The 24,363-nt window shown below is 51.9% G+C and carries 24 protein-coding genes, 2 pseudogenes and 1 riboswitch; of the genes and pseudogenes, 9 read left to right on the forward strand and 17 right to left on the reverse strand.

Annotation, left to right across the window (positions count from 1 at the left end):
- The first annotated feature begins 21 nt into the window (after window positions 1-21).
- Together G5B47_RS14780 and G5B47_RS14785 are read left to right on the forward strand one after the other, a co-directional pair.
- Window positions 22-984: a glycosyltransferase family 4 protein gene (locus tag G5B47_RS14780; RefSeq protein ID WP_165099432.1), complete on the forward strand. Its 963-nt coding sequence runs from the start codon at window positions 22-24 to the stop codon at window positions 982-984.
- A 12-nt stretch (window positions 985-996) separates the two neighbouring features.
- Window positions 997-2,799 carry a glycosyltransferase gene (locus G5B47_RS14785; RefSeq protein ID WP_165099434.1) on the forward strand — a complete coding sequence of 601 codons (1,803 nt, stop codon included), beginning with the start codon at window positions 997-999 and terminating at the stop codon, window positions 2,797-2,799.
- Window positions 2,800-2,889: 90 nt separating this feature from the next.
- Here G5B47_RS14785 and wsfD read toward each other — a convergent pair whose 3' ends face one another.
- Window positions 2,890-4,314 (reverse strand): glycan biosynthesis hexose transferase WsfD, encoded by a 1,425-nt coding sequence (gene wsfD, locus G5B47_RS14790; protein WP_165099436.1) that lies wholly within the window; start codon window positions 4,312-4,314, stop codon window positions 2,890-2,892.
- A 52-nt stretch (window positions 4,315-4,366) separates the two neighbouring features.
- The gene (locus G5B47_RS14795; protein ID WP_165099438.1) at window positions 4,367-6,265 is read right to left on the reverse strand and encodes an LTA synthase family protein; all 1,899 of its coding nucleotides are present in this window, start codon (window positions 6,263-6,265) and stop codon (window positions 4,367-4,369) included.
- 130 nt (window positions 6,266-6,395) lie between these two features.
- Here G5B47_RS14795 and G5B47_RS14800 point away from each other — a divergent pair, with 130 nt between their 5' ends.
- Window positions 6,396-7,538 carry a glycerate kinase family protein gene (locus G5B47_RS14800; protein WP_165099440.1) on the forward strand — a complete coding sequence of 381 codons (1,143 nt, stop codon included), beginning with the start codon at window positions 6,396-6,398 and terminating at the stop codon, window positions 7,536-7,538.
- A gap of 27 nt (window positions 7,539-7,565) precedes the next feature.
- The gene (locus G5B47_RS14805; RefSeq protein WP_165099443.1) at window positions 7,566-8,258 is read left to right on the forward strand and encodes an NAD-dependent epimerase/dehydratase family protein; all 693 of its coding nucleotides are present in this window, start codon (window positions 7,566-7,568) and stop codon (window positions 8,256-8,258) included.
- Window positions 8,259-8,260: 2 nt separating this feature from the next.
- On the opposite strand, the gene G5B47_RS14810 is transcribed toward G5B47_RS14805, so the two are convergent.
- Window positions 8,261-9,433: a hypothetical protein gene (locus tag G5B47_RS14810; RefSeq protein WP_165099446.1), complete on the reverse strand. Its 1,173-nt coding sequence runs from the start codon at window positions 9,431-9,433 to the stop codon at window positions 8,261-8,263.
- The gene (locus G5B47_RS14815; RefSeq protein ID WP_235957180.1) at window positions 9,433-10,005 is read right to left on the reverse strand and encodes an RNA polymerase sigma factor; all 573 of its coding nucleotides are present in this window, start codon (window positions 10,003-10,005) and stop codon (window positions 9,433-9,435) included. Before G5B47_RS14815 ends, G5B47_RS14810 begins: the two co-directional genes overlap by 1 nt.
- 150 nt (window positions 10,006-10,155) lie before the next feature.
- Here G5B47_RS14815 and G5B47_RS14820 point away from each other — a divergent pair, with 150 nt between their 5' ends.
- A complete protein-coding gene (locus G5B47_RS14820) occupies window positions 10,156-10,698 on the forward strand; it encodes a DUF1003 domain-containing protein (protein ID WP_165099449.1) in 543 nt (180 codons plus the stop codon).
- Between the two features lie 15 nt (window positions 10,699-10,713).
- Here the strand turns inward: G5B47_RS14820 and fabF are convergent, their stop codons facing one another.
- Window positions 10,714-11,949 carry a beta-ketoacyl-ACP synthase II gene (fabF, locus tag G5B47_RS14825; protein WP_165099452.1) on the reverse strand — a complete coding sequence of 412 codons (1,236 nt, stop codon included), beginning with the start codon at window positions 11,947-11,949 and terminating at the stop codon, window positions 10,714-10,716.
- A 132-nt stretch (window positions 11,950-12,081) separates the two neighbouring features.
- On the opposite strand from fabF, the gene G5B47_RS14830 reads away from it, so the two are divergent.
- Window positions 12,082-12,918 carry a helix-turn-helix transcriptional regulator gene (locus G5B47_RS14830; protein WP_165099454.1) on the forward strand — a complete coding sequence of 279 codons (837 nt, stop codon included), beginning with the start codon at window positions 12,082-12,084 and terminating at the stop codon, window positions 12,916-12,918.
- Window positions 12,919-12,966: 48 nt separating this feature from the next.
- Here the strand turns inward: G5B47_RS14830 and G5B47_RS14835 are convergent, their stop codons facing one another.
- The 3 genes from G5B47_RS14835 to tnpA form a co-directional block, all read right to left on the reverse strand.
- On the reverse strand, window positions 12,967-13,482 hold the full coding sequence (locus tag G5B47_RS14835) for a GNAT family N-acetyltransferase (RefSeq protein ID WP_165099456.1): 516 nt from the start codon (window positions 13,480-13,482) through the stop codon (window positions 12,967-12,969).
- Window positions 13,483-13,863: 381 nt separating this feature from the next.
- The gene (locus G5B47_RS14840) at window positions 13,864-15,033 is read right to left on the reverse strand and encodes an RNA-guided endonuclease InsQ/TnpB family protein (protein ID WP_165099459.1); all 1,170 of its coding nucleotides are present in this window, start codon (window positions 15,031-15,033) and stop codon (window positions 13,864-13,866) included.
- Complete coding sequence (gene tnpA, locus G5B47_RS14845; protein ID WP_165099462.1) at window positions 15,030-15,440, reverse strand: IS200/IS605 family transposase; 411 nt, start codon at window positions 15,438-15,440, stop codon at window positions 15,030-15,032. Before tnpA ends, G5B47_RS14840 begins: the two co-directional genes overlap by 4 nt.
- A gap of 136 nt (window positions 15,441-15,576) precedes the next feature.
- Between tnpA and G5B47_RS14850 the strand changes: the two are divergent.
- A pseudogene (locus G5B47_RS14850) lies at window positions 15,577-15,954 on the forward strand (GNAT family N-acetyltransferase); the annotation flags it as partial.
- A gap of 10 nt (window positions 15,955-15,964) precedes the next feature.
- A pseudogene (locus tag G5B47_RS25625) lies at window positions 15,965-16,099 on the forward strand (YitT family protein); the annotation flags it as partial.
- A gap of 12 nt (window positions 16,100-16,111) precedes the next feature.
- Here G5B47_RS25625 and G5B47_RS14855 read toward each other — a convergent pair.
- The gene (locus G5B47_RS14855) at window positions 16,112-17,449 is read right to left on the reverse strand and encodes a 5'-deoxyadenosine deaminase (RefSeq protein WP_165099464.1); all 1,338 of its coding nucleotides are present in this window, start codon (window positions 17,447-17,449) and stop codon (window positions 16,112-16,114) included.
- 49 nt (window positions 17,450-17,498) lie between these two features.
- Window positions 17,499-17,597, reverse strand: a riboswitch (purine riboswitch).
- Window positions 17,598-17,759: 162 nt separating this feature from the next.
- On the opposite strand from G5B47_RS14855, the gene G5B47_RS14860 reads away from it, so the two are divergent.
- Window positions 17,760-18,635: an NAD(P)-dependent oxidoreductase gene (locus tag G5B47_RS14860; RefSeq protein WP_165099467.1), complete on the forward strand. Its 876-nt coding sequence runs from the start codon at window positions 17,760-17,762 to the stop codon at window positions 18,633-18,635.
- Window positions 18,636-19,560: 925 nt separating this feature from the next.
- Here G5B47_RS14860 and G5B47_RS14865 read toward each other — a convergent pair.
- The 8 genes from G5B47_RS14865 to G5B47_RS25920 form a co-directional block, all read right to left on the reverse strand.
- Window positions 19,561-20,079, reverse strand: a complete 519-nt coding sequence (locus G5B47_RS14865; protein ID WP_165099469.1) for a GNAT family N-acetyltransferase — start codon at window positions 20,077-20,079, stop codon at window positions 19,561-19,563.
- 157 nt (window positions 20,080-20,236) lie between these two features.
- Window positions 20,237-20,656 (reverse strand): FliH/SctL family protein, encoded by a 420-nt coding sequence (locus G5B47_RS14870; protein WP_165099471.1) that lies wholly within the window; start codon window positions 20,654-20,656, stop codon window positions 20,237-20,239.
- 6 nt (window positions 20,657-20,662) lie between these two features.
- On the reverse strand, window positions 20,663-20,965 hold the full coding sequence (locus G5B47_RS14875; protein ID WP_165099474.1) for a hypothetical protein: 303 nt from the start codon (window positions 20,963-20,965) through the stop codon (window positions 20,663-20,665).
- Entirely contained in the window at window positions 20,962-21,315 is a 354-nt protein-coding gene (locus G5B47_RS14880; RefSeq protein WP_165099477.1) for a restriction endonuclease subunit S, read from the reverse strand. Before G5B47_RS14880 ends, G5B47_RS14875 begins: the two co-directional genes overlap by 4 nt.
- Window positions 21,316-21,328: 13 nt before the next feature.
- Entirely contained in the window at window positions 21,329-21,616 is a 288-nt protein-coding gene (locus G5B47_RS14885; protein ID WP_025336183.1) for a protein kinase family protein, read from the reverse strand.
- A gap of 173 nt (window positions 21,617-21,789) precedes the next feature.
- Entirely contained in the window at window positions 21,790-22,755 is a 966-nt protein-coding gene (locus G5B47_RS14890; protein WP_165099480.1) for an aldo/keto reductase, read from the reverse strand.
- Between the two features lie 11 nt (window positions 22,756-22,766).
- Window positions 22,767-24,011 (reverse strand): MFS transporter, encoded by a 1,245-nt coding sequence (locus tag G5B47_RS14895; RefSeq protein WP_165099482.1) that lies wholly within the window; start codon window positions 24,009-24,011, stop codon window positions 22,767-22,769.
- 92 nt (window positions 24,012-24,103) lie between these two features.
- Window positions 24,104-24,226 (reverse strand): hypothetical protein, encoded by a 123-nt coding sequence (locus G5B47_RS25920; RefSeq protein ID WP_268958501.1) that lies wholly within the window; start codon window positions 24,224-24,226, stop codon window positions 24,104-24,106.
- Between the last annotated feature and the right edge of the window lie 137 nt (window positions 24,227-24,363).

Genomic DNA, 24,363 nt, shown 5'->3' on the forward strand with positions numbered 1-24,363 from the left:
TTAAGTACAGGAGGGTTCTCCATGAGAATTCTGCAAGTCGCGCCAAATCATGAAACAGTCCCTCCACACAGGGATGGCGGAACGGAACGCATCATCTATGAGCTTTCCAAAGGGCTAGCCGACAGGGGGCATGAGGTTATTCTCTTTGCTCCATCCGAAAGCCATATCCCGGGAAGAGTCATTCCCTATCCATTTTGGGGAGATGACTCCATCGGATCTTATGTTATGGAAAATCTTCCGCAAAACATTGATATCATTCATGACCATACCTTTGATTCTGCGATCAGCCGAATTGGGGTGAATGTTCCGTTAGTGCATACCATTCATCTGCCGGTCTTCAACCCCGTTGGATTTCCGATATATGTAAGCCGCAGCGCAAGAGAATCGATAGGCGGCGGATACGGATTTAACGTTCACAACGGTATTGTTCCTGAAGAATATGAGTTCAGCCATGACAAAGAAGATTATCTGCTCTTTATGGGCAGGGTGGTCCGGGAAAAAGGAATACTTGAAGCGATGGATCTTGCGGAAATGACCGGACAGCGGCTCGTTATAGCCGGACCGCTCCATGATGAAGAGCTTTTTTATAGTGAGATTTCTCCCCGGTTGAAACGCAACTCCCTGCTCCAATTTGTCGGTCCGGTCGGCGGGAGAATCCGCCAGGATTTATTAAAGAACGCCAAATGTCTTCTCTTTCCCATCCAGTGGGCCGAACCGTTCGGGCTTGTGCTGGTTGAAGCGATGGCCTGCGGAACTCCTGTACTTGCTCTGTCCAAAGGGGCCGTTCCGGAAATACTGGAGCCCTTCCCCGAGATGATGTGTGACTCCATCGAACAAATGAAAGAAAAACTTTATGATTACCAGCCCCCCTATCCCCCCGACCAATTAAGATACCATGTCGAAGAAAGATTTTCGGTATCCAGAATGGTCGAAGGCTATCTTGAACTGTATCAAATAGCCATCTCGGAGCACGGGGGAAAATAGGAGGGATTATTCATGTATGAAGAAAGCACATTGCGGTTTGACGGCAACGGCTGGATTAAGTTTCAGCGAACCTGTGAGATTAGCAATAACTTTACTTATGAATTTTGGGTAAAAGCGGAAGAGGAACAAATTCTGGACGAAGAACGGAATACAGGGACGGACGGCATCAGCGGAAGAAAATTCTTGGTGGGACCGGATTTCTACCCGGTGGGGTCTGCGGGCTGCGGAATCTCGGTGGGTACGAACGGAATCTCGGTCTTCGAACATTGCGTCAATCATCTTCCTGCAAGGCTCGTCTTTGCGCATGATTTCTCGGAATGGCAGCATGTTGCTGTCATTTGCGACAACAAGAAGCTGCGGCTGTATATTAACGGAACTGGGGTAAAGGGAGAAAGCATGTCCACCAATGTAGAGCATATCATTCCCTCTCTCTGCCTCGGCGGAAATATGTATGGTACTTTCAAAGGTCAGGTCCGGGAGTTTCGCTTATGGTCGTCGGTCCGAAGCGCGGAAGAGATTCGGGATTACATGTATTCGAAGCTGGATGGAGAAGAGGCGGGCCTCTATTTCTACCGCGATCCAAGCAGAAGCATTGCAGTGATCAATGGGATTAAAAGAACTTTTGCAGCTAGCATAGTTATGCCTTCCTATAACCGCTGCCCTTTGAACTACTTCTCCCTGCTGAGTCTGGAGCGGCAGCAATTTCCGCTTCAGCAGCTGGAGGTTATTTTTCTGGATGACGGCTCTACTGATCCTACGCCTGTCGTTTATTACTCGGTGTATCCGGAATACTCGTTCATTTATGTGCAGCAGCTTAAGAGCAGAGGAAGATCCAAAATCCGGAACATCGGCACAAGCATTGCCGTGGGGCATACCCTGCTCTTTGTGGATGCCGAGATGATATGCGGGCCCGACTTTGTCATGAACCATGTCAACCACCATCAAAGCGGAGAAAACAAGGTTGTATCCGGCGCCATGCGTTCAAGACTCCTGTATACGATGACCGGTCCCGGTTATTCTTCAGGACAGAAGGCGGCAATAAGCTCATTGTATGCCGGTCACCCGATCGCCGCGCCGATCGTTGAGCGGCTGATGCAGGGAGACGAGACGCCGGTACAGCTGCTCCCCTTTGAAATGATGTTTGATCCCGGGCACCTTAACTATTGGAGCAACAAGAATGGATTCTTCGAGAACATCCTGCAAACCTATGGCAGCAGATTTAAACTGTTTAATTACGCCTGGGTGAATCTGATCACGAATAATGTCTCAATGACCAAACGTTTTTATGATGAGCTTGGCGGATTCGAGGAATATTTCGAGGGATTCGGCTGGGAGGACTGGGAGCTTGGCTACCGCGCCGCCCGAAATGGAGCGATATTTATTCATGATGACGCATTGGTTAACTACCACCAGGAACATCCGGTTTCTTCGGATAACCACATCGATGCCCGCTGGAATTTCATTAAACTTTGTGAAAAGTATCCACATGAGATGGAGATCAAATTATTCGTTCTAACCATGGTGCCTGACTTTGCGACCCTGCCTGTCCTTAGCGATTACTTGTCGGATTACAACAATATCAGGGCGATATACAAGAACCGGTTCAAGTCTTTGCATCATTACCTGAACCAGACGCTTGACCTGATGATTGCAAGCCTTCGGTACAATAATTCAGTCGCGCTGCCCATTGCCCGTCCGGCATCCTGGTATGAAGAAGAGAAAGCAGTCAGCGAAGATATCGCCGCGGTCAAAGAGATGGGTGTATTTCCAAAGCTGGTAGAGCTGTATGAGCGAGTATCCAAATACTATTATTGATTCGATGCTTTTACATGGTGAATATCAAGTGTTGGCGAAAAAGCCGTGACGGGATAGCCGTCACGGCTTTCAGAGCTGAACGCATCTATACTAATTTGCGCGGCGATAAATCCATCCTGTCAGCTTGCTTACCGCCCAGACAAACATCGTGACGGCCATCATATCGAAGCAGACATTGAACAGAAACAGATGCTTGCCGATGTCCGCTCGTCCGTCTCCGAGGATCGGAACCAGGAAGGCGAATATCCCAATGAGTCCAAGCAGCATCATCAGTTCGCAAGCCACTCGCTGCCGCTGGTCCGCGCTTCGCAGATATTCATACAGCGCCCCGGCATAATAAACGGCGTAAAAGATGGCCAGAAATACGAGATTATGCGACAGCACATTATTTTTCAACTGGCTCCAACCGCTGTAGGAATAGGCGAGAGCGCCCGGCGGCTTATTGTCAGCCTTCTCGAAATTCCCGAGATACGAAGGGCGAATCGCCATACTGTTCGCTGCGGCGTAACGCATATTGTCCAGCAGTCGGCCGGGATGCTTCAGATAGAACAGCAGCACATCCTTGTGGGATATCCGGCTGTAAAAATCGGGAACGAGCGACGGGTCATCCTGCTTGATCGACGTCCCGCTCTCGAAATAATTCGTACCCGCCAGCACCTCCAGCCGCTCGGGCAGCCCCAGCTCCCTGAGGTCTCCTTTCACATCCGGCGAACCGTTCAGAATACCGTAAAATACCGTCTGGTACAGATTGATATGCTTCAAATCCTTGGGCGCGGCGGCGTACATAATGACGGAAATAAGAAAGATGGCAGCCGAGAAACGGATCGCCGCTTTGCGGAAGCCCGCAGTCCCTTGAAGCGACGCCAGCCGCAGAAAGATCAGGGCGAAGGCAACGCCGATGGGCGCGTTCTGGATTTTGGAGCAGGTCAGGAAGAAGATGGCGGCAAAAAAGAGCCACAGGTCCTTGACGGACGGCGTTTCCCTGGAAAGAAGCCTCAGCCCGAGGGCGAAGGCCAGCAGCATAAATACGAGCGAGACCGGCTCGCCGAACAGCGAATTGAAGTACGCGAGATAGCCAATATCGTAAAAGACGAACAGCAGCGCTCCCGCCAACAGCAGTCCCGTTACATAGGAGCCGCGGGCGTTATACTTGACCAGCAGCCAGGTCGCCGCGAGCAGCAATAATCCGTACACCGCAGCCAGCATCCGGATGTCGAACCAGCTTCCGTGCAGCAAACCGCCCAGCAGCCTTGGAACGAGCACGATAAAAATCTGCGACGAGGGGTAGAACCCGCGGAACAGATGATCATACGCAAACCGGGAATGGCTGTAGCTGAAAAAGCGGTCTTGATACGCCTCCGGTACGTTGTAATAATTCAGGCCGATCGTATTCATCATGCGCAGAAAGTCGCCGTTGTCGGCCACTCCGATGAACGGCCCGAGGAACAGCAGGCCGAGCAGCAGGCCAAGGCCCGCCGCCGCCCCGAGTACATGCGGTTTTAACCATCTTTTCATTGTCTTTTTTCTCTCCCAGCTTCTTCATCGTTCAGCCGACGTACCGTGACCGCTAACGTCTTGGCAGCAGCTTTACATATTCGTCCGACAGGCTCATCCATTGCAAAATATACTTGTAATCCCGCTCATACTTGGCAAAATCGGCGATCCTTTGCAGCGTCTTCAGCGAGACGGCCTCGCCGTCCTGAAAGCTTTTGCCCGGAACGAACAGAATATCATCATTGAAAAAAGACCCCGAAGGCAGATAGTACCTCATTCCCGCCACATTATGCTGTATATTCAGCAGATCGTGTCCGAACGGCGTGACCCCTTCGTTTTTCAACGATATCCCCAGCAGATTGGCCAGTGTCGGCATGATATCCAGCTGTCCGCCCGTCCGTTCGACCGTCTTCCCCTGCTTCGAGCCGGGCATGTGAATAATAAGCGGAATATTGAAGCGGCTGATGCGGTTGTCGTATTTGATCCCCAGCGCACCCTCCACCTGCTCCGGCGGAACGTCCTGCGGCTGAAGTCCGAAATGGTCGCCGTAAAAGACCAGCAAGGTGCTGTCCCACAGCCCACTCTGCTTTAGTCCGTCAATCAGCGTTCCGATGGCATAGTCGGTATAGTTAATCGCGGTCAGATAATCGCCGAGCATGGTGCCTTCGAGATTATCCGGCACGGTTATTTTTCGGAACGAATCCGGAATTTGAAAAGGGTGGTGGCTCGAGGCCGTCACGAACTGGGCATAAAAAGGCGTCCCCTTCCTCTTCAGTTCGGCCAGCTTCTCTACGCCCGTAAGGTACAACTGCTCATCCGAAGCGCCAAAGGCGTTAAAATGGTCGTTTTTATAGTAAGGCTTGTCATAATACCCGCTGAATCCGAGCGCCGCGTACAGCTCCTTCCGGTTCCAGAAGCCCACTTTATTCACGTGAAACGTATAGGATTCATACCCTTTCTTCTCCAGTACGCGGGGCAGGCTCGGCAGTGTCCGGTCTCCAAAGCCCGTGGACATCGCCAACGAGCCGATCGGATAAATGGACGTATTGCTCATAAATTCGGCATCCGAGGTGTTGCCCGGACCAATCTGCTGAAAGATGCGGGGAAAATAAAACCCTTCATTCGCCAGCTTGTTCAAATTCGGTGTCAGCTCCTGCCCGTTCAGCGACTGATGCAGCGGGAAGTTCTGAAAAGCCTCCATTTGCACGACGATGACATTTTTGCCTTTCATGGAACCATAGAAGGCTGCGGACGGCGTGCCGGACGGCGCTCCTCCATAGTTATAGGAGGACTCCAGCGCCTCCGCCTTGGCGATCGTATCCTTGATGTTGCCGATGCCGAGCAGTTCATTGTTCCGGCGCTCCCGAATCGCGGCTACGACCTCGTAGTTCAGGAAGCCCGCGTTTTCGGCCTGCACCAGCTCGTTCGTAATCCCCGAAGCGGCATGAATCGAATAGGCGGACAGCGAAGCGCCCCCGATGATCGAGACGAACAGTACGACCAGAAAGGCGCCTCGATGCTTCGGAGGCGAGTAAGCCGAGCGCATGTCCCTCGGAGCCGGCTTCCAACGGCGGAACAAGCGGTATATCGCATACACAGCAAAGTCCGCAAAGAACAAATAATCGACCGGCTGAATCGTCGACTCCACGCTGTCCCTGATCTGGAACACCTGATTCAGCTCATAAAGAGCCAGATAAGTCGGCACCGAGCCGAAATGATTGAAATAGACGCTTGCGGCGAACAGCAGCAGCGACAGCAAGCCGCTGAGTATCCAGAATGCGGCGTTCTTCGCCCTGGAAGGCACGGCCACAGCCAGAATTCCCATCAGCAGCAGCACCGGCGCGGCTTCCGCCAGCACCCACTCCCATGCGATCCGGTCGAAGAACAGCAACCGCAGCAGAAGCAGCTTCAATACGAGCAGCGCGGACACGGTATAGAACCCGGCGGCGGTCCCTTTATTTTTTCCGTTCATGCTTACCCCTCTTATTTGTAAAATTCGTGTAATACCCATTATAGTCAAAATAGAGCGAACCTCAAAGGCGATCGTGCAGCGCTGCTATATTTATGTATTTTCGCTTAAACAATAACCATGGGGTGAGAAGATGAAAGAGAAGACGTTTGTGCTGGCGCCGGATTCCTTTAAAGAGAGTATGACGGCAAAAGAAGTCTGTATCGCGATGGAAAAAGGGCTGCGAAAGGTCTACCCGTCGGCTAATTATATTCAAGTTCCGATGGCGGATGGCGGCGAAGGGACGGTGCAGTCGCTGGTCGACGCCTCGCGCGGACAAATCCATTACAAGGAAGTAACGGGACCGCTCGGGCAGCCGGTGACAGCCAAGTACGGCATTCTGGGCGACGGAAAGACCGCGGCAATCGAGATGGCTTCCGCAAGCGGAATTCATCTGGTGACCCCGGAAACGAAGAATCCTTTGATTACGACAACCTTTGGAACGGGTGAGCTGATTCGTGAATGTCTGGACCAGGGAATCCGAAAAATGATCATCGGCATCGGGGGAAGCGCAACGAACGACGGCGGTACAGGCATGGCCGAAGCGCTTGGAGCCAAATTTCTGGACGAGGATGGAAAACCTCTGCCCCGGGGAGGAGGAAGTCTGGACCGGCTGACCCGTATTGACATTTCCTCGCTCGATGAACGGCTACGACATGCAGAGCTGATTGTGGCGTGCGACGTTACAAATCCGCTGTGCGGGGAGCATGGCGCCTCTTATGTGTTCGGTCCGCAAAAAGGAGCCACGCCCGAGATGGTGCGCAGACTAGACGCCAACCTCGCCCATTATGCGGAGATCGTGAAGCGGCAGCTTCAGAAAGATGTGCAGGATATACCGGGAGCCGGCGCGGCCGGCGGTTTGGGCGCGGGTCTGCTGATCTTTACACAGGCGGTGCTCCGTAAGGGCATCGGAATTGTTGTGGAATATACCGGCTTGAAGGAGAAGCTGGCGGATGCGGACTTTGTGTTTACCGGGGAAGGCGGCATCGATTTTCAGACCAAATTCGGCAAAACCCCTTATGGGGTAGCCCGGGCCGCCAAAGAACGCGGCAAAAAGGTGATTGCCCTGGCCGGGTATATCGGAGAGGGAATTGATACGCTGTATGCAGAGGGCATTGATGCGGTATTCGGCATTGTTCCGGGCGCATCGGGCCTTGAGAAGCTGCTGGCGGAAGGGCCGCGCAATGTGGAACGAACCTGCGAGAATATTGCAAGGGTACTGAAGCTGAGTGAATAACAGAACCATCTAAGGAGGAGATTACTTATGGAAAATGGGAAGGTGCCAGCCGTTAGCCCAATCAAGGTGATCCTTACCGGCGCTACGGGCATGGTCGGTGAAGGCGTCCTGCATGAATGCCTGCTGCATCCCGATGTGGAGGAGGTGCTGGCGGTCAACCGACGACCCTGCGGCATATCCCATCCCAAGCTGAAGGAAATCATCCATGCCGATTGGTTCAACCTTGCGCCCATCCGGGATCGGCTTACGGGCTATGACGCCTGTTTCTTCTGCCTGGGCGTATCTTCTGTCGGTAAGAACGAGGCCGAATACGCGCGGCTGACCTACGACTTGACGCTGCATGCGGCCGAGCTGCTTGCGGGACTAAATCCGCAAATGGTATTTTGCTACGTTTCGGGGGAAGGTACGGACAGCACCGAACAGGGCCGCAGCATGTGGGCCCGGGTGAAGGGCAGGATCGAGAACCGGCTGCTGCGCCTGCCCTTCAAGTCAGCGTACATGTACCGCCCGGGCTATATTCATCCGACCAATGGCTTGCGGAATACCCACCGCTACTATTACGCTTTGACCTGGCTGTACCCGGCGCTTCGGGTTCTCTTCCCCGGCCATGTCATTACGCTAAAGGAGCTGGGGCAGGCGATGATCCGGTCTGCCGTCCACGGCGCGGACAGTTCCATCCTGCACAGCCGGGATATTGCGGCTTTGGCGAAGCGGCGGTGAAATTATTTTAGAGTATCAACCGAAAATCTCCATATCTTTCCCGAGATGTTGTAAGAAATTGAGATAGCTGGAACTCCCGGCTTGGTGAATGCGGCGATACCGGGGGCTTTCGGATTTTTCTTAAATTGATAATCTTTGAGCTCAAGATGTAAGCCGTATGCCGAATTTAGAGCTTCCGCCTCCGAACGCAGCTTCTTCTCACTGATAGCGAGCAGTTGTTTGTCCCGTTCGGCCTGCACCGAAGCGGAGTCTGACTTCCCATCGAACAAAGCAGGATCGCTCACCCCGTAGACCATTCGGACCTTGTTATCCATCGTAACTAATGCCTCGCCAACGGATGCCCCCTCGCTAAAACCTAGTGTCAGCAAATCTGATGTTCCTTTAACGAAGCGGAAGGCTCTGGATAAAGAAGGGGTTCCTGTATTCTTGTTCATGATCTTTAACGCCTTGATTCCCGCATCTATCGTAACAGGGTCCAGGGTTCCGATGTCTATTTTGCAGCTCATTACCGTAATGTCTCCGTTGATGAACTCGACCCGTGCATCCGCTGCCCTGAATGTGGTTCGGATGGCTGCCGTTTTGTCTTTGGCAGCATCATAATCGACATGACGGGAAGCGGAATAAGCAAAGCTTCCTCTATACCCCAAACTCGCCAGCGCCGTTCTTGCTCCCTCACTCATTTTCTTCGCCACATCCCCAGGTTTAAGCGTACTGTTCACCTGAGCCCGTACCAACGCCCCTGTTTCCGTACTGATCCATATTTTGGCGGTATTGTATCCACTGCGGTACGAATAAAGGATCTGCTTCTTTTTCGATAGGTGGTCAGAGTATTCCAGAGGAAAAGAGGTACCCACCATATCCCGCATCGCCTTATCGGCCGTATTCCTCATGTTCGCCTCATTAACAACTCCCGCAGTAGTTGAACTAACATTATCCTTTCCCCGGTAACCGGAGAGAGGACCATCCGCTGCCGCCCAGCCCAGTCTGGCGATGGTCAACGCAATGCAAACGGCAGCGGCTGTTTTCAAATAGCGGGTACCCCGGCGTTTCCGGGCCGATCGGAGCTGACCCTCACGGATGGTGCGAATCACATTCTCCGCATGCTCTGCCGTAAATCCGTGCTTTTCAAAGGGGCCGGCCGCCACACGCTCATACCAATTCGGCTTGTTGTCCATTATTCCATCTCCTTCAGCTTGGATTGAACCTTGCGGCGGGCGCGGTACAGCCTCGATTTGACGGTTCCGGGGGACCAGCCCGTAAGTTCTGCTATTTCTTTTGCCGACATCCCGTACTTCAAATCGAGCACAAGCGCTTCACGGAAACCCGCGGGCAGCTTCATAATGACATCCCAGATTTCGTTGACATACATGCTGCTGAAATACTGCATTTCCGCCGAAGCGGCAACAACCATTCCTCCGCCTGCGTTCACCCCGATCTTTTCCGTCCGATCCGGCAGCGCAGTGAAATCTCCCCACAGACTTGCTTTGAAAAAACGGGATTTTCGGTGGGAGAACACCGCATTGCGCGCAATGGAGAACAGCCAGGTTTGAAAAGAAGACCCTCCCCGGTACGTCCCGATGCGGTAATAGCATTTCACAAACACTTCCTGCGCCAGCCCGTCCGCCAGCTCGATGCTTGACGTCAGATAATAAATATAATTCCAGACGTCGTCGCCGAATCGCTCCATCACAGCCCGAAGCGTATCTTCGTCCATATGGTCTGCATCTTTCAGTTCATCTAAATTCAATGCATTCACCTCACTGGATTAGACGATGGCAAGTGCGGAACAGTTCCCGTTACCGGAAAAATAAAAGGGCAGCCCAATTCATCCCATATACAAATGGAAATGGATGGAGTAAGATGATGGCATTCTTTTTTCACCTAAGGAGGACAATCAATGGCGCAAGAGAACGCAAAAACGGTCCCGCCCGAGGACGTGACCATTAATGGATTCGGCATTGAACTGAACGACAAACATAAAGGGCGCATTGACCAATATGTGGAGCTTTATGAAAAACGCATCGTCGCCCATCTGGATGAGGAATACAACAAGCAGACGGGTCCCGGCGGAAAATTGGCCGACCGTATCGCCTCTTTCGGCGGAAGCTGGACGTTCATCATTTATTTCACTTGCTTTTTGGCGCTATGGATTATTTGGAACGTGCTTAGCTTCACCCGGCATTTTGATTCGCCGCCGTTTATTCTGCTGAATCTATGCCTGTCCTTTCTGTCCGCGTTCCAGGCTCCGGTCATCATGATGAGCCAGAACCGGCAGGCCGCGCGGGACAAACATGAGGCGATTATTGACTTTGCGATCAACTACAAGGCGGAGCAGGAGATCGACGACATGCAGGGCCACCTGCACCGGATTGAAGCGGAGCTTCAGGAGCTGAAGTCCCTTCTCATGAACCAGCATAAGAACAATAAATCATCCGATTGAGCAAAATAGCTTCATTCATGGATATTTCCGAATTACTATAACTGCGTTATGCCCGCCGAAGCCGAAGGAATTGGACATGCCGATCTCAAGATCCCTTACTCTGGCTTCATTGGGCACATAGTCCAAATCACAGTCCGGGTCGGGGTTCTCCAGGTTGATCGTCGGCGGAATGACGTTGTTCATAAGGCTCTTGACCAAGGCGATTGCTTCCGCTCCGCCGGCAGCGCCGAGCATATGTCCCGTCATCGATTTGTTGGCCGTAACCGGAATGCGGTAAGCGTCATCCCCAAACAGGGCTTTAATCGCCTTCGTTTCGGAGAGATCCCCAAGTTCAGTGCTGGTGGCGTGCGCGCTGATTACATCAATGTCCCCAGGCGACAGACCGGCTGATTGCAGCGCCCGCTTCATCGCCTGATAAGCTCCTCTTCCTTCCGGATGGGTTGCCACCATATGATAGGCGTCGGAGCTGGCTCCGTAGCCGATCACCTCCGCGTAAATCCGCGCATCCCGCCGCTGCGCATGGGCGAGCGACTCCAGAACGAGAATGCCCGCGCCCTCGCCGATCACAAATCCATCCCTTTCCGCGTCGAACGGGCGGCTAGCCCGCCGGATGTCGCCATTACGGACAGATATAGCATGCGCGTTGCCGAAGCTGGCGAGCGAGATTTCATTGATCGCCGCTTCCGCGCCTCCGGCCAAAATAACGTCCGCATCGCCGAACCGGATTGCCCGGAAGGCTTCGCCGATGGCTGTATTGCCGATGGAGCAAGCCGTTACAGGCGATAATGCCGGACCCAAAGCGCCATAACGGATACTGATCGAGGCCGCGGCCATGTTGGAAATCATCATCGGGACCAAGGTTGGGCTTACCCGGTCCGGCCCCCGCTGAAGCAGCACCTGATATTGATCCAGCAGTGAGCCAATGCCGCCGATGCCCGAACCAACGTATACGCCGAACCGTTCCCGCTCCATCTCCTCCGGCCTAAGCCCCGAATCGGCCATGGCCTGATCGGCAGCGGCGAGCGCAAATTGGGTGAAGCGGTCCATACGCCGCGCATCTTTACGTCCGAACAAAGCCTCCGCGTCAAAATCCCGCACAACCCCGCCAAATTTAGTCTTGTAGGCGGACGTATCAAAGGCATCAATTTCGGATATGCCGGATTGTCCGTCCCTCAGTTTTTTCCAGAATTCCTCTACAGTATTTCCAAGAGGCGAAATGACGCCCATCCCGGTAATGACGACTCTTTCCATACGGAATCCCCCTTCATAAATCTCCCATACTCTAAATCCACCGTTATCATGTCATGAATTTTATCCTATTACAAGTTGCTGTTTAAACTAGTATAATGAGTTCCAGGATAACAATAATTGGAGGGATGATTTATGAATGCCGAGGCCCGGAGGGAAGCGTTGTCCGTCTTCCTGAAATCGCAGCGTGCCAAAATTTCACCCTTGTCGGCAGGCCTGCCCGCCGGTACACGCAGAAGGACGCCCGGGCTTAGACGGGAAGAGGTCGCACAGCTTGCGGGCGTCAGCACTACCTGGTACACCTGGCTGGAACAGGGCCGTGATATCCAGGTATCCGCCTCTGTCCTTGACAATGTCTCCAAGGCTCTCCGGCTTACCGCCGATGAGCGAAGCTACCTGTATTCGCTCGCGCTGGATACGCATACAGGACCTGAATTTCCCTCCGAGACTCAACCTGAAATCCGCCCTTCCCTGCTTAAAATTATAAGGGATCTGAAATATTCCCCGACGATTGTAACGGACCGCCGGTGCCAGATTGTCGGCTGGAATGATGCCGCAAGACATGTTTTTCTCGATTTCGAGCACGTTCCAGCAGCGCAGCGCAATTTGATCCGTCTGCTATTTGCCCGCAAAGAGCTGCAAAGGCTTGCCGTGAACTGGGAGGATTTTGTAGGAGGGTTTCTCGCCATTTTCAGAACCTATTACGGGCAATACGTTGATGACGAATGGTACACCGAATTTTTACGCGACATGAATGAACACTACCCGGATTTCAACTGTCTCTGGCAGCGCAGCACAGTGAACAACGCTCCCGACGTGTTGATCGAGTTCCGGCATTCCAAAGCCGGCAAAATGCTGTTCGAGCTCACCTCAATGCACGTCCACGGCAGCGCCGATTTGCGGTGCATTATCTATACTCCGGCCGCCGACGGGACAGAGATGAAGCTTATGAAGATGATTCAAAAGATATAAAACTTCAACATAAAAAGACCGCGCAGCGCGCGATCTTAATAACAATCATCAAAGTGTTTTAACCATTATAAAATCCGTTTGCTTCTCATCTCCCATGTAAAAGGAGTGGGCTCCGTGTTCAACAAAACCCATTCCTTTATAAAATTGGATGGCACCCTCATTTTTTTCCCATACGCCTAACCAAACCTGCTGTTTATTCTGCTCTTTCGCAATTTCTATGCCTTTATGGATAAGACGCTTCCCCAGACCTTGCCCTTGAAATTTTCTGCTTATATAAATCCTCTCAATCTCAAGCGCCTCGTCAGCAATATTCTCTGATTGGGCGTCATTGACATTAACCTTAAAATAACCAGCCAGCTCTTCATTACTATAAATAAAAAAGAAAAATGAACTTGCATTAGATAATTCTTGTTCTAATTTCTCTAAATTAAATGCTCTTTCCAAATAGGATTTCATATTTTCGGACGTATTCAAATCTCCAAAAGTATCATTAAATGTTTCATAACTTATTTCTTGAAGCATGCGTAAATCTTCGATCGTGCACTTCTTCATAGTGATAGTCATATTATTACTTCTCTCCTGTGGTTAATTAATTTTGTTGCATTTACAACAAAAATGATTTAACTTATATTATCATATGACTATTAATTTTGACCAGTCTAGATAAATAAATCTAGCAAAGGACTGAGAAAATGAAATCTAAAAGAATAACACGGGATAACGATTTAAACAAAGCTTTTGAAATAAGAAAAGAAAGTATTCGATGAACCTCCCCTGCTTACACTTCGTTTAGAAGCAGAGGTTTCTTACCAGCCCCTGCCGTTACTTTCGATAAGCACATAGGTTGGCTATCTGCTTTCGCTGAATGCGGAAATCTAACGGCAAGGCTCAGTAAGCAACACTTGTACAAGTGGGTGGGAACTCACCTTCTACTACTTCTCGCACTCACGCGATTCGTAGATACTTGATTTCTTTTGTTTCGCCCAAATAACGGATATCTCCATAAAGATACTTGGATAATATCCCTTTACTCCCGTGCACATCCCGGTGTTCGGTATAACCGCAGGAACAGTTGTAATTTCGGGTGGACGTTTTTTTTCTTCTCCCGCAACAAGGACATTGTTGGCTGGTGTAGCTTTCATTTATCGTTTTTATCGTGATTCCCTGAGATTCGAGTTTGTATCCGAGCTGCTTCTGGATCTTGCCGAAACTCCAGTTGGACAGCTTTTGGGTCACGGTCCTTCTCTTCTTCTTTTTCGTGTTACGCTGCACGCCGTCGACTTGGCCGACAACCGCCACATTGACTTCATTTTCCGTGCACCACGCTACGAATTGTCTTGTGGTTTTGTGGATGGCGTCATTCAGTTGGCGCTCGCTTTTGCTAAGTATGTATCTTTTAGCCCGGTTGTATTTTTTCCATTGCCGGCTGCCTTTTTGGCATTTGCTCATGAGCTTCTGGATCTCAGCCAGCTTCTTGTTTCTCAGCCTGTGAATACTTCTTACCTTTCTTCCGGTGATGATGATCGACTTGTTTTCGGTGGTCGTTGCCGTGATGGAATGGATTTCACCTAGGTCAATGCCCGCGATTTGGCTGCCATGATTGTCCGCTACCGCTTGTCCATCATCATAGCTCATGGATATCATTAGTTTCCGGTCATATACCAGCTCGATTTCCTTGATATCGGCTTCCGGTAGACGCGGGATAGTGATTTTTATCGGCTGCTGCCGTTTGCCGTTTTGAATACCCAGACTTAAGTAGATCGTATTGCCCTCAATTTTGAATGCTTGATCCACCCATTTCGTGTTGAAGTGCTTCTTCTTCTTGTAAGGGTATTTGGTGCGCAGGCCCTGCTTTCTGGCTTGTTTTGCACTGTCTCTGGCAAAAAGATATTTATGGCAAACCGCCTGTACCGACTGGGAATGTAGAGGGAACTGATTTTTCAGCGCCGCTTGAAGTTCGGTTTTTCCGATCCATTTCCCATCGTGCAGTAGGGCATAGTCTTTGGCCGCCGATAGACACTGATTCCAAACTTCCGCTGAAATCCGGTTACAAGTAAACAAATGTTCCAGATCCGTTTTGGAGGTGTGAAACGCAGTTTTGACACATCGGATCATCTGGTTCTCGCCTCCTTCCCTTGATTCTCGATGTATGCCTTCAGTACGTCCAAAGGTGCACCGCCCACAGTAGTTAGGCAGAAGCTTTGCGACCAAAAGTACTCTTTCCACAGCTTCGTTTTGACTTCGGGAAAGCCTTTTTTGATGAGGCGAGAGCTGGCACTCTTGTAGGCATTGATAAATTTGGATAGTTCGGTATTGGGGTGCGCCTTGAACAGAACATGGATGTGATCGTTATCATGATTCCACTCGCTCAGCGTAATACGATAGTTCTCTCCAATCCGTTCAAAAATGGCCTTTGCATACTCGGAAATCTCGCCAGTAAGCACTTTTTTGCGGTATTTAATGCAGAGGATGAGATGGTAATTCAGGGAGAATACCGAGTGATTATTCGAGTCTAATTTCATTGATACACCAGCCTTATCTCTAACTAAGACTGATTATATCAAATGGGGCTAATATAGATCAATAATTTTCCAGAGTTGTTACCTGGCCGATATTCATCCCCTACCTGTAGAGGAAGGGGACTTCTCTCGGAATGCCGTTAAAGAGCAAGGTGTACCCTTAGACGATGAGTTTGATGAATTCGACACCCTTAATGAGCTTTCTGAACATATTTTGGTCTATTATAATGAACAACCTGTCGGAACTGGACGAATAAGATGGGTTGATGGCTCAGGCAAATTTGAGAGAATCTGTATCTTAGAGTCTTACCGTAAATTTGGTCTTGGAAGAGTAATTATTGAAGCGCTAGAAGAAATCGCGGAAGAAAAAGGAGTGTCCCGGGTAAAATTACATGGTCAAACCCAAGCAGAAGGTTTTTATAAAAAACTTGGCTATCAAACTTCATCAAGTATATTTATGGAAGATGGAATTCCGCATATATTAATGATAAAAGAATTATCTGCTGCGCAGTTATGATAAGGTCGGATGTAACTCATTACTAAAAAGACAAAGACCAGAATTATTGGGTCTGCTAACAGCCCTCATTACTGGTCTTGGTATTGATACATGGCTTTTTATATGGCGTCATTTATTAATTCCGGAACTATGGTTCAGTAAACTCAAAATAACCCCATTACCCCAGCGTCGTGCGGGCCAGCAGCCGTTTAATCGACTGGTCCGATTCGCGCAGCACCGTATCTTTATCTACCGTCTTCAGAATGCCCCGGTCCATCAGGATTTTGCCGTTAACGATCGTGCTCTCCACATCCGCGCGCGTAGCGGAATACACGATCCGGGAGATCGGGTCCACGTCAAAGGACGGGAACGTGTGGAAATTGTACAGGTTCAGGATCGCCAGATCCGCCTTTTTGCCGACCTCGATGCTGCCGATTTCATTCTCCATCCCCACCGCTTTCGCTCCTCCGATCGTCGCCATCCGGAATACGGATTTGGCGTCCATCGCCGTCGGGCCGTGAATCGGCTTCTGGATCAGCGCCGCCAGGCGCATTTCATTGAACATATCGAGGTTGTTGTTACAGGGAGCGCCGTCCGCGCCAAGGCTTACCGAGACATGCTCGTGGATCAGCCCAGTCGTGTCGGCGATGCCGGACGAGAGCTTCAGGTTGGAGCCCGGACAATGGCTGACATGCACGCCCCGTTCCCGCAAAATACGCCGCTCTTCCTCATCCAGCCAGATGCAGTGGGCCAGAATCAGCCGCTCGTTCGCAAGGCCGATATGATCCAGGTAGACGATATTTCGCATGCCGGTCATCGCCTGCACGATCTCAATCTCGCCCTGGTTCTCGGAGGCGTGGGTATGCACCTTGGCCCCGTAACGGGCGGACAAATCGCGCACTTCCTTCAGCAGCGGCTCAGTACAGGAAACGACGAACCTCGGGGAAAAAGCGTAACGGATACGCCCGCCGTCATAGCCGTTCCATTTTTCCAGCAGATCCACGCTCTCCTGAAGCGAAGCGGCCGTGTCCTCCTGCAGCGCCTCGGGGATATCCCCGCCTTTCTGGTCCATCATGACCTTGCCGGAGAGGGCGCGAATGCCGCTCTTCGCAATCGCCTGGAACGCGTAATCCGTGTGATGCACCGTCTCCATATCGACAATCGTTGTCGTTCCGCTGGAGATCAGCTCCCCGATGCCAAGCATGGCGGAGTAGTAGAGCGACTCCCCGTCATGCGCCGCTTCGAGCGGCCAGATGCGCTTGCGCAGCCAATCCATCAGCTCCAGGTCGTCCGCCTTGCCCCGAAAGAGCGTCTGGCACAAGTGGATATGCGTCTGCACAAAGCCCGGAATGACGGTCCGCCCCGTGGCGTCGATCACCGTTTCTTCCGGAAGCGGCACAAGGCCGCTGCCGATTTCCGCAATCAGGTCGTCCTTGATCCGGATGTCGCCGCGCAGAATTTCCTCCTGCTTGTTCATCGTGATTATTTCTGCATTTTTTATCAGAATGCCGCCCATAATTTCTCCCCCTAAATGAAATTGAAAAAGCAAAAAAAGGCCACAAAAACATGCCGGGGCATATTTTCGTAGCCAGAAATTTACGGTTTCCGGTAGAGACCCTTAATCCGATTATTAAGGATATACGAAAAAGATCAAATTTGTATTAATTTATCTTCATCTTAATTCAAGGACAGAATATTTGTCAATAGAAGTGAACAAAGTTTACATATCAAATATAACCGACACAGAGATGCTATAAAATCGACTATTCACCCCGGCGCATTAGGTTTAAAATAACAATGATGTCCTTGAAAAGGAGTGTATATCATTGACAAAAATTGCATGGATTGGAACAGGGCATATGGGACTGCCAATGGCCCGCAATTTGATCAAAGCGGGCATCGGCCTGCATGTCTATAACCGGACTGCGGAAAGAGCGCAGCCGCTCGGCAAGGATGGGGCGGTCATCCGCCGGACGCTGGCCGAGGCCGCCGAGGGAGCAGATTTCATCTTCCTGATGCTGACCAAGGGAGATGCGGTGAAGGATGTGCTTGCCGGGGAAGAAGGGATTCTGGCGCACCTCAAGCCAAATGCTTACATAGTGAACATGAGCACGATCGGCCCGGAGGAAGCCAAGGAATTCGCCCGGCTTACCGGTGAAGCCAGAGGAATTTATGTTGATGCGCCCGTGTCCGGCTCGGTCGGTCCTGCGGTGCAAGCGCAGCTGGTCATCCTTGCAGGCGGGGACCGCGATGCGTTGGAAGCATGCCGTCCTTATCTGGACAAACTGGGAAAGGCGGTCATTCATTTCGGGGACGTCGGAGCGGGCAGCTACGCCAAGCTGGCGATCAATCTGCTGCTCGGCGTAACCGCGCAGGGCGTAGGCGAGGCGCTGCTGTTCGCGGAGAAGTCCGGGCTTGACCGTGAGCTGGTGCTCCGGATGATCAGCGAATCGGCCGTATCCACGAAGCTGTTCGAGGGCAAGAAAGAGATGTATGTAAAGGACGAATACCCTTCGGCCTTCATGATCAGCCTCGTCGCCAAAGATTTGGGGCTGCTCACGGATGAAGCGCGCCGCGCGGGCCTTAATCTTCCGCTTGCCGAAGCCGCAGGAAAAACGTACGCGGATGCGACGCAAAACGGCAAGGGAGATCTGGATATGGCGGCCGTCTGGCTGCAGCTGAAGGAATCCGCACGCGACTAATTCTCGGCCCAGCCAAATAAAACACCTAAAACCCCGTTAACCTTTTATGAAGGCAACGGGGTTTTAAGTCTCCTCTTGGCTATGCAATTTAATTCATTTCCTCCTGCAACAATCCATACCGTCGACATGGTAAACATTTTTCGATGATTCCATGTTGCCCGATTTCCATTCGGTATTTAGCCGCTTTGGACAATCGTCAGATTGTTTTCAAATTTTCCTTACCTTTTCATACCCCGGTTTTCTTCCCGAAGTACTTCACCGAAAGATCCATGTCCAGCATATGGGTGTTCGGTTCCCGCGTACACGATTCTCGCGAAAAACGTTGTCACTTCCGTTTTCCTTATATGCGATTATCGTTAATTGTACGCTTCGCTAACCTTTTCCAATGGAATCCCGCTCCTTTCTCACAAGACCGCTAGTCTTGTTCTGAAACAGCTTCTTCCTTCTTCAATGGTTCGCTTGAATTTCCGATAACATACCTTTTAAGTGTACTGAAATCGGTATTAATTACCGTCTCCCAGCTTCGCTTAAATAGGGTATGCACCGTTTGCCTAGCCCATCGGAGCTCTCTCCCTTCCTTATATAATATAAGGATTTTGGGATCATCACCTTCCGCTTCTGTAAGGAAAAAGGTTTGGCCGCTGATTGATAAGAACATTCGCTTCAGAGCGTTATCCATCCGGCTCTTTTTTTCCTCCAGTTCTTCTGGTGATGTCTATATTATAGCCTACTTATTTTAAATTTTAAAACTTCATATTACGGATTATAGCTTCGTTTTCCACGGTATTCCTGCAAAAATAGAGATTAAATGCGAAATGCTTACGCTTTCAAAAAAAAGATAGGTTTTTCGCCCATTTTCTATGTAAGTGCTTTCATAGAGAATTTTAAGAGCTGTTTTTTAATGCTGCAGGCCAAAAAAAAAGACTTAATCGGGCCGAACCAGAATCTTTTCCAGCACCGGAAAATGAGATGTTTTGCCGGGCAGGCGGAATTGTCCTCTGATATCGTATCCGAGACGGCGGTACAGCTCAAGCGCCCTGTCGTTTTTGGCGTATGTATCCATTCGAATGCTTTTGTACCCTTGATCCGCGGCAAAATTCTCGGCAAACGAGATCAATCTGCGCGCAATCCCTTTGCCTTGAACCTGTGGATGAACCGCCAGACGATGCATCACCAGATTGGGACCTTCCTTTTGCACCCAATCAACCGCCCGGTACGGCTCCGCCTGAATTTCATCCAGTACCATAATGCCGGCAACCGCTCCGTTGTCTTCGCAAACATACAGCGTCCCCCGCTCAAGATCCCCTGTAATGACCTCCGCATTCGGGTAAGTCTCGTCCCACTGGTCGCTGCCGCCCTCCCGCATCACGCGCACGCACTCGGCAATCAAAACCATAATCTGTTCCAGCTCTGCCACTCTTCCTTGTCTGATGTCGCTCTCCATACTCCTGACATCCCCGCCTTTTTCGTCTGTGTGTTAAATGCTCAAGACTTCCGCCTAGGACAGTCTACCACAGATGACGGGCAAAATTGAAATCTTAATAGTTCCCCTCAGGAGTGACCGCGCGGCGGCAAAGGAATCCTTTGCCGCCACAAGGCTTTTAGCTGAACTCCAGCTTGTGCCCATCCTCAAAACCCTTGGCGAACCCGGTGTCGAATCCGACATCATAAGCTTCATTATAGCCCTGCTGATAGGCATCAGGCGGGGGCGTTTCCGGCGGGACGCCCGGTTCGGCGGGCAGCGGCACGACTACCTGTTCAGTCGGGGCCTGGGCTTCTGCGGGAACGAGCTGCAGCGCCGCTGCCGGCAGAGTGTCCTTCCGGCGGAGCCGTTTCTTTTTGACCAGTCTGGCGCCTCTTTTCCGAAGCCGGGAACGAAGAGGGCGGACTGCCCGTTTCTTCCGTCCCTTTAACGAAGCTCCCTTGCCGATTCTGCGGATCTTTGTTCTCCGCGACAGCAGGACCTTGCGTCTGCGGGCCGTTCTTCCCGTTCTGGACGGCTTGCTGCTTGCTTTCTTCATCTCCTGTCACTCCTTCCGTGCATCATGAGCGCGGCGATTCCCCAAAGAGCAAGCCGAAGCCAGCCAAGGCTTGGAGGGAATCCCTTCCTTGTGCCGGTTCAGTGAAATTCCGGACATCATCCGGCACATGGCGCTCTGGTATTCGCTGAGCAATCTGACATTCTCGCTCAGCTTTCGGGCTGCATGCTCCGAATGGCCGGTCACTTCGGCAATGCTCTCCAGAATCGCGGCCAGCGCTGCCTGGCTGCGGGCGATGGAGCGGATCATTTCCAGCTTGACGGCGCGTTCCGAGAGCTGCAGCCCGCTCATTTCTCGTCTTCCCCGAAACTGAATCCGCCATCGGTCAGACCGCCTAAACCTCCTAAACCGCCTCCGCTTTCCTCCTCTTCCCCGGTGTCCAGAACGGCTTTCAAATTGCTGACTAATCCGTTCTCCAGCTTGGTCATCCCCTCGAGCAGCTCCACAATCGTTTCATGAATGGTTAGCGATTCTTTGAGCTGGTCTTCGTGCGTTTCGAACGCACGGGGATGAATGTGGTGATGCGTCCACTCTTTTACCTTTTCCGCCTCCACCGCCTTGGCTTCCAGAATCATCGAGATGTTCCACTGGATGGCCGCGGTGGATTCAAGCATTTTCAGATAGGCCTCTTCTCTGCTCATCATCCGCCTCCCGCTACTCTTCTTCCTGGCCGTTCAGTTCCTTAATGACCCTGCCCACCTGCTCAGCTATCGCCTCCTGAAGATCCGCGAATGCGTTCAGGTAGGAGATAATATTCTTGTTCACCTGGCCTGCGCTCTCGATGATGCCGGAGGTTCCTCCAAAGTCGGGCTCCGCATCCGGCAGATCATGGATGATTTGCGCCACACGGACAGCCACATGACGCTCGGCGTCCAGAATGCGCGCCATCTGTTCATGCGAATGGGCCATGTGCTGAAGAATATTGGTAATCTGATTTTGCATATCATGTCTCCTTTGCTTAAGCGCCCTGCTACAACATATGCGGCGGTGGCCCGGAGGGTTACGGGGAAGGAGTCGGCGGATAGCATATAACCGGGTCCCGGGACTCGCAGAACCGATAGAAAAAAAAGCGTGCATCTCCCAAACCGGAGGCACACGCTTTTTATTGAACAGATTTAGCCCCGCTCCAGATAATTGACCTGTGACGGAGTTAATTTAACCTCAAGGCTCGGAAGAGCATCCTCAATCTGAGCGAGGGAGCTGGCGCCGACTACGGGGATTACCGTAAAGGGCTGGTTGATCAGATAGCCGAGCACAATCGACGAGACGGAAACCTTTAATTGACCGGCCAGCTCCTCCACCCGTCTCATACGTGCAAGATTTGTCTCGTTATAGAACATTCTTCTTACCGTGTCCTTGAGCGTATCTGGGCCACCGGCATGCAGCTTCTGAAAGAATCCCTTGGCCTGCGGAGTAAAGGCGAACAGTCCGAGTCCCGTCTGTTGATGAAGCTCGTAGGCTTCCTTTTCCAGTTCGACGGTCGTCGTATCCTCAATGGAACCATCATTGATATCTGCCAGGCTCCACTGGATTTGACTGGCCGAGAAAGCTTGCACACCGTGGGCCGCTGCGGCCTCCGCCGCTTCCCGAATCCGGTGAGGCCGCCAGTTGGAGCAGCCGAAGTATCGGATTTTGCCTTCCTTGACCAGACGATTAAGCGGGCCGAGAAGCTCCATAACCGGTATGCTTTCGTCATCACGGTGCAGCCAGTACATATCAATGGTATCCACACCAAGACAGAGCAGGCTTTCCTCCGCATCCGACCGGATTTCGGCCTCGGACAGTCTGGACACCTTCATGGTCTCCAATCTCGGGTGCCCGCCCTTCGTAGAGATGAGAACCTGATTCCTTATCCCGCTTTTCTTTAGCCATTTCCCTACCGTATGTTCGCTTTTTCCGTGGCCTCCCGGCAGCCAATCGGCATACACTCTGGCCGTGTCAATCCAGGTGCCGCCAGCGGCCACAAATCGGTCGATGATCCGGAAGGATTCTTCTTCGGATACGGCGCTGCCGAACTCGGCCGTCCCCAGCGCCAAAGGCTTAAACGTCAAATCCGTGCCCGGCATTTCCGTCAGCTTCATCGTTATTCCCCCTATTCGTCCACTTTGTATTGCATAATGAGCTTGCTTTCCACCGGTCTGCGCGTCCCCCGGCCGAATACGGCCAAAAGGGGCAGCAGCAGTATGCTTGACGCCAGCAAAGACGCCCGGATCGAGAACCGGCTGCCGATCCAGCCAACCACCGGCCCTCCGGCCGTCTGGCCGAGCGCGTCGGACTGGCTCACCATCGACAGGACGGTCGCCCGGCTCCCGCTCTCCAGATTCCGGTTCAGCCAGGAGGCGTACACCGGCTCGGCTACCGAAGCAGCCATGCCGATGACAAGCACGGCGGAGGCCGCGAGGCCAAATGACGGCGACAACGCCAACACGGCGATGCAGGCAATGCGGACAGCCATTAGCAGAAGCATAACCGCATTCAGCTTCCGCTCGCTGCCCATATCGATTCTTCTCTCAGCAAAATGCACTGCAATCAGTCCCAGCAGGGTTGACGCCGCGTTGATAAGGCCGAACCAAGCCGCCATTGACAGCGGGAGATCGGGAAAGCCGATGCCGTTAATCAAATGCACCTGCCACAGACGATCATAGCCTTCGGAGGAGGCGCCCCCGAGCAGCGTTACGAAGACCATCGTAATCAGCAACGGGCTTCGGCGGACCACGGCTGCCCCTTCCAGCCACGTATTCCGCATCGTCCGAAAATGTGAAGCTTGCGGTTCGCGGCTGCGGGGCTGAAACTTCGTCTCCCTCATGCAGCGCAGCAAATACAACCCCGCCGCGAAGTAGATGGCTCCGCCGGCCAAATACGGCAGATTCGGCATAAGCATCGACAACCCAACGCTGATACCGATGCCCAGCAGGGAAGCGGCCAGCGAGAGACGCTTGGAACGCATGAACAGGCTTCCGGCTTCTTCTTCGCCCACCTCGTCGACAATCCATGCCGTATCCGCTCCGCTGATGAACGTCCAGCCAAGACCGAACAGCAGCTGTGCGCCCAGCACCAGGGCATAGGCGGAGAACGGAGACGTGCCTCCCGCGAGCCAGACCGCGCTGCCCTCCAGCGTGAAGCCGCCGCCCAGAATAAACATGCCAAGGATGACCGACACCCTCCGGCTGTACGTATCGGCAACTACCCCCGTGATTCCCTCAAACACCAGTACGGTCAGCTCCAGCACCGTTCCAATCAGCATAAGCTGCAGCGGATTAAATCCCAGTTTCGCCACATAGTAGACGCTGTATGTCGTAAAAATAGTACTGCCGGCCAAAGCCGTCATAAACTTCATAAATAAATACACTTGTGATGCTGAGTAACGATTCAATATGTTCCGCCTTTCAGGCAGGCGGACCTTTCTTGCCTAGCGTTCGGGTGGAGAATTTAATCCTCCGCTGCCGCCAAGCCGCCCAGCCCGCGCTGCCGTTCCTGTTGAGATTTGTTTACATTTGGTTTTCTATTGAGCAGAATAATAGTTGTTTGTTCGAGCTGTCGGCTTCTTGACATGTTGAGGCACCTCCGTTAAAAAATCGCCTTAATTATAGCTTATACGCCATGATTAGAATATCTAAATTTTTACATCCGATTTGCCTGTAAAGCGGATTACTGAAGGAATGGTTGCCGGGCGGGTGAGTATGCTGAAC

This window comes from Paenibacillus apii, assembly GCF_011043685.1.
GTDB lineage: Bacteria > Bacillota > Bacilli > Paenibacillales > Paenibacillaceae > Paenibacillus_AQ > Paenibacillus_AQ sabinae.

Excerpts from the sequence above, each read along its gene's own strand:
- G5B47_RS14895 (WP_165099482.1), bottom strand. The coding sequence starts at position 24,011 with ATGAAGTTTATGACGGCTTTGGCCGGCAGTACTATTTTTACGACATAC.
- G5B47_RS14885 (WP_025336183.1), bottom strand. The coding sequence starts at position 21,616 with ATGCAAAATCAGATTACCAATATTCTTCAGCACATGGCCCATTCGCAT.
- G5B47_RS14870 (WP_165099471.1), bottom strand. The coding sequence starts at position 20,656 with ATGAAGAAAGCAAGCAGCAAGCCGTCCAGAACGGGAAGAACGGCCCGC.
- tnpA (WP_165099462.1), bottom strand. The coding sequence starts at position 15,440 with ATGAAATTAGACTCGAATAATCACTCGGTATTCTCCCTGAATTACCAT.
- G5B47_RS25920 (WP_268958501.1), bottom strand. The coding sequence starts at position 24,226 with ATGTCAAGAAGCCGACAGCTCGAACAAACAACTATTATTCTGCTCAAT.
- G5B47_RS14875 (WP_165099474.1), bottom strand. The coding sequence starts at position 20,965 with ATGAGCGGGCTGCAGCTCTCGGAACGCGCCGTCAAGCTGGAAATGATC.
- G5B47_RS14795 (WP_165099438.1), bottom strand. The coding sequence starts at position 6,265 with ATGAACGGAAAAAATAAAGGGACCGCCGCCGGGTTCTATACCGTGTCC.
- fabF (WP_165099452.1), bottom strand. The coding sequence starts at position 11,949 with ATGGAAAGAGTCGTCATTACCGGGATGGGCGTCATTTCGCCTCTTGGA.
- wsfD (WP_165099436.1), bottom strand. The coding sequence starts at position 4,314 with ATGAAAAGATGGTTAAAACCGCATGTACTCGGGGCGGCGGCGGGCCTT.
- G5B47_RS14800 (WP_165099440.1), top strand. The coding sequence starts at position 6,396 with ATGAAAGAGAAGACGTTTGTGCTGGCGCCGGATTCCTTTAAAGAGAGT.
- G5B47_RS14820 (WP_165099449.1), top strand. The coding sequence starts at position 10,156 with ATGGCGCAAGAGAACGCAAAAACGGTCCCGCCCGAGGACGTGACCATT.
- G5B47_RS14855 (WP_165099464.1), bottom strand. The coding sequence starts at position 17,449 with ATGGGCGGCATTCTGATAAAAAATGCAGAAATAATCACGATGAACAAG.
- G5B47_RS14785 (WP_165099434.1), top strand. The coding sequence starts at position 997 with ATGTATGAAGAAAGCACATTGCGGTTTGACGGCAACGGCTGGATTAAG.
- G5B47_RS14880 (WP_165099477.1), bottom strand. The coding sequence starts at position 21,315 with ATGAGCAGAGAAGAGGCCTATCTGAAAATGCTTGAATCCACCGCGGCC.
- G5B47_RS14830 (WP_165099454.1), top strand. The coding sequence starts at position 12,082 with ATGAATGCCGAGGCCCGGAGGGAAGCGTTGTCCGTCTTCCTGAAATCG.
- G5B47_RS14835 (WP_165099456.1), bottom strand. The coding sequence starts at position 13,482 with ATGACTATCACTATGAAGAAGTGCACGATCGAAGATTTACGCATGCTT.
- G5B47_RS14810 (WP_165099446.1), bottom strand. The coding sequence starts at position 9,433 with ATGGACAACAAGCCGAATTGGTATGAGCGTGTGGCGGCCGGCCCCTTT.
- G5B47_RS14840 (WP_165099459.1), bottom strand. The coding sequence starts at position 15,033 with ATGATCCGATGTGTCAAAACTGCGTTTCACACCTCCAAAACGGATCTG.
- G5B47_RS14805 (WP_165099443.1), top strand. The coding sequence starts at position 7,566 with ATGGAAAATGGGAAGGTGCCAGCCGTTAGCCCAATCAAGGTGATCCTT.
- G5B47_RS14890 (WP_165099480.1), bottom strand. The coding sequence starts at position 22,755 with ATGAAGCTGACGGAAATGCCGGGCACGGATTTGACGTTTAAGCCTTTG.
- G5B47_RS14780 (WP_165099432.1), top strand. The coding sequence starts at position 22 with ATGAGAATTCTGCAAGTCGCGCCAAATCATGAAACAGTCCCTCCACAC.
- G5B47_RS14865 (WP_165099469.1), bottom strand. The coding sequence starts at position 20,079 with ATGGAGAGCGACATCAGACAAGGAAGAGTGGCAGAGCTGGAACAGATT.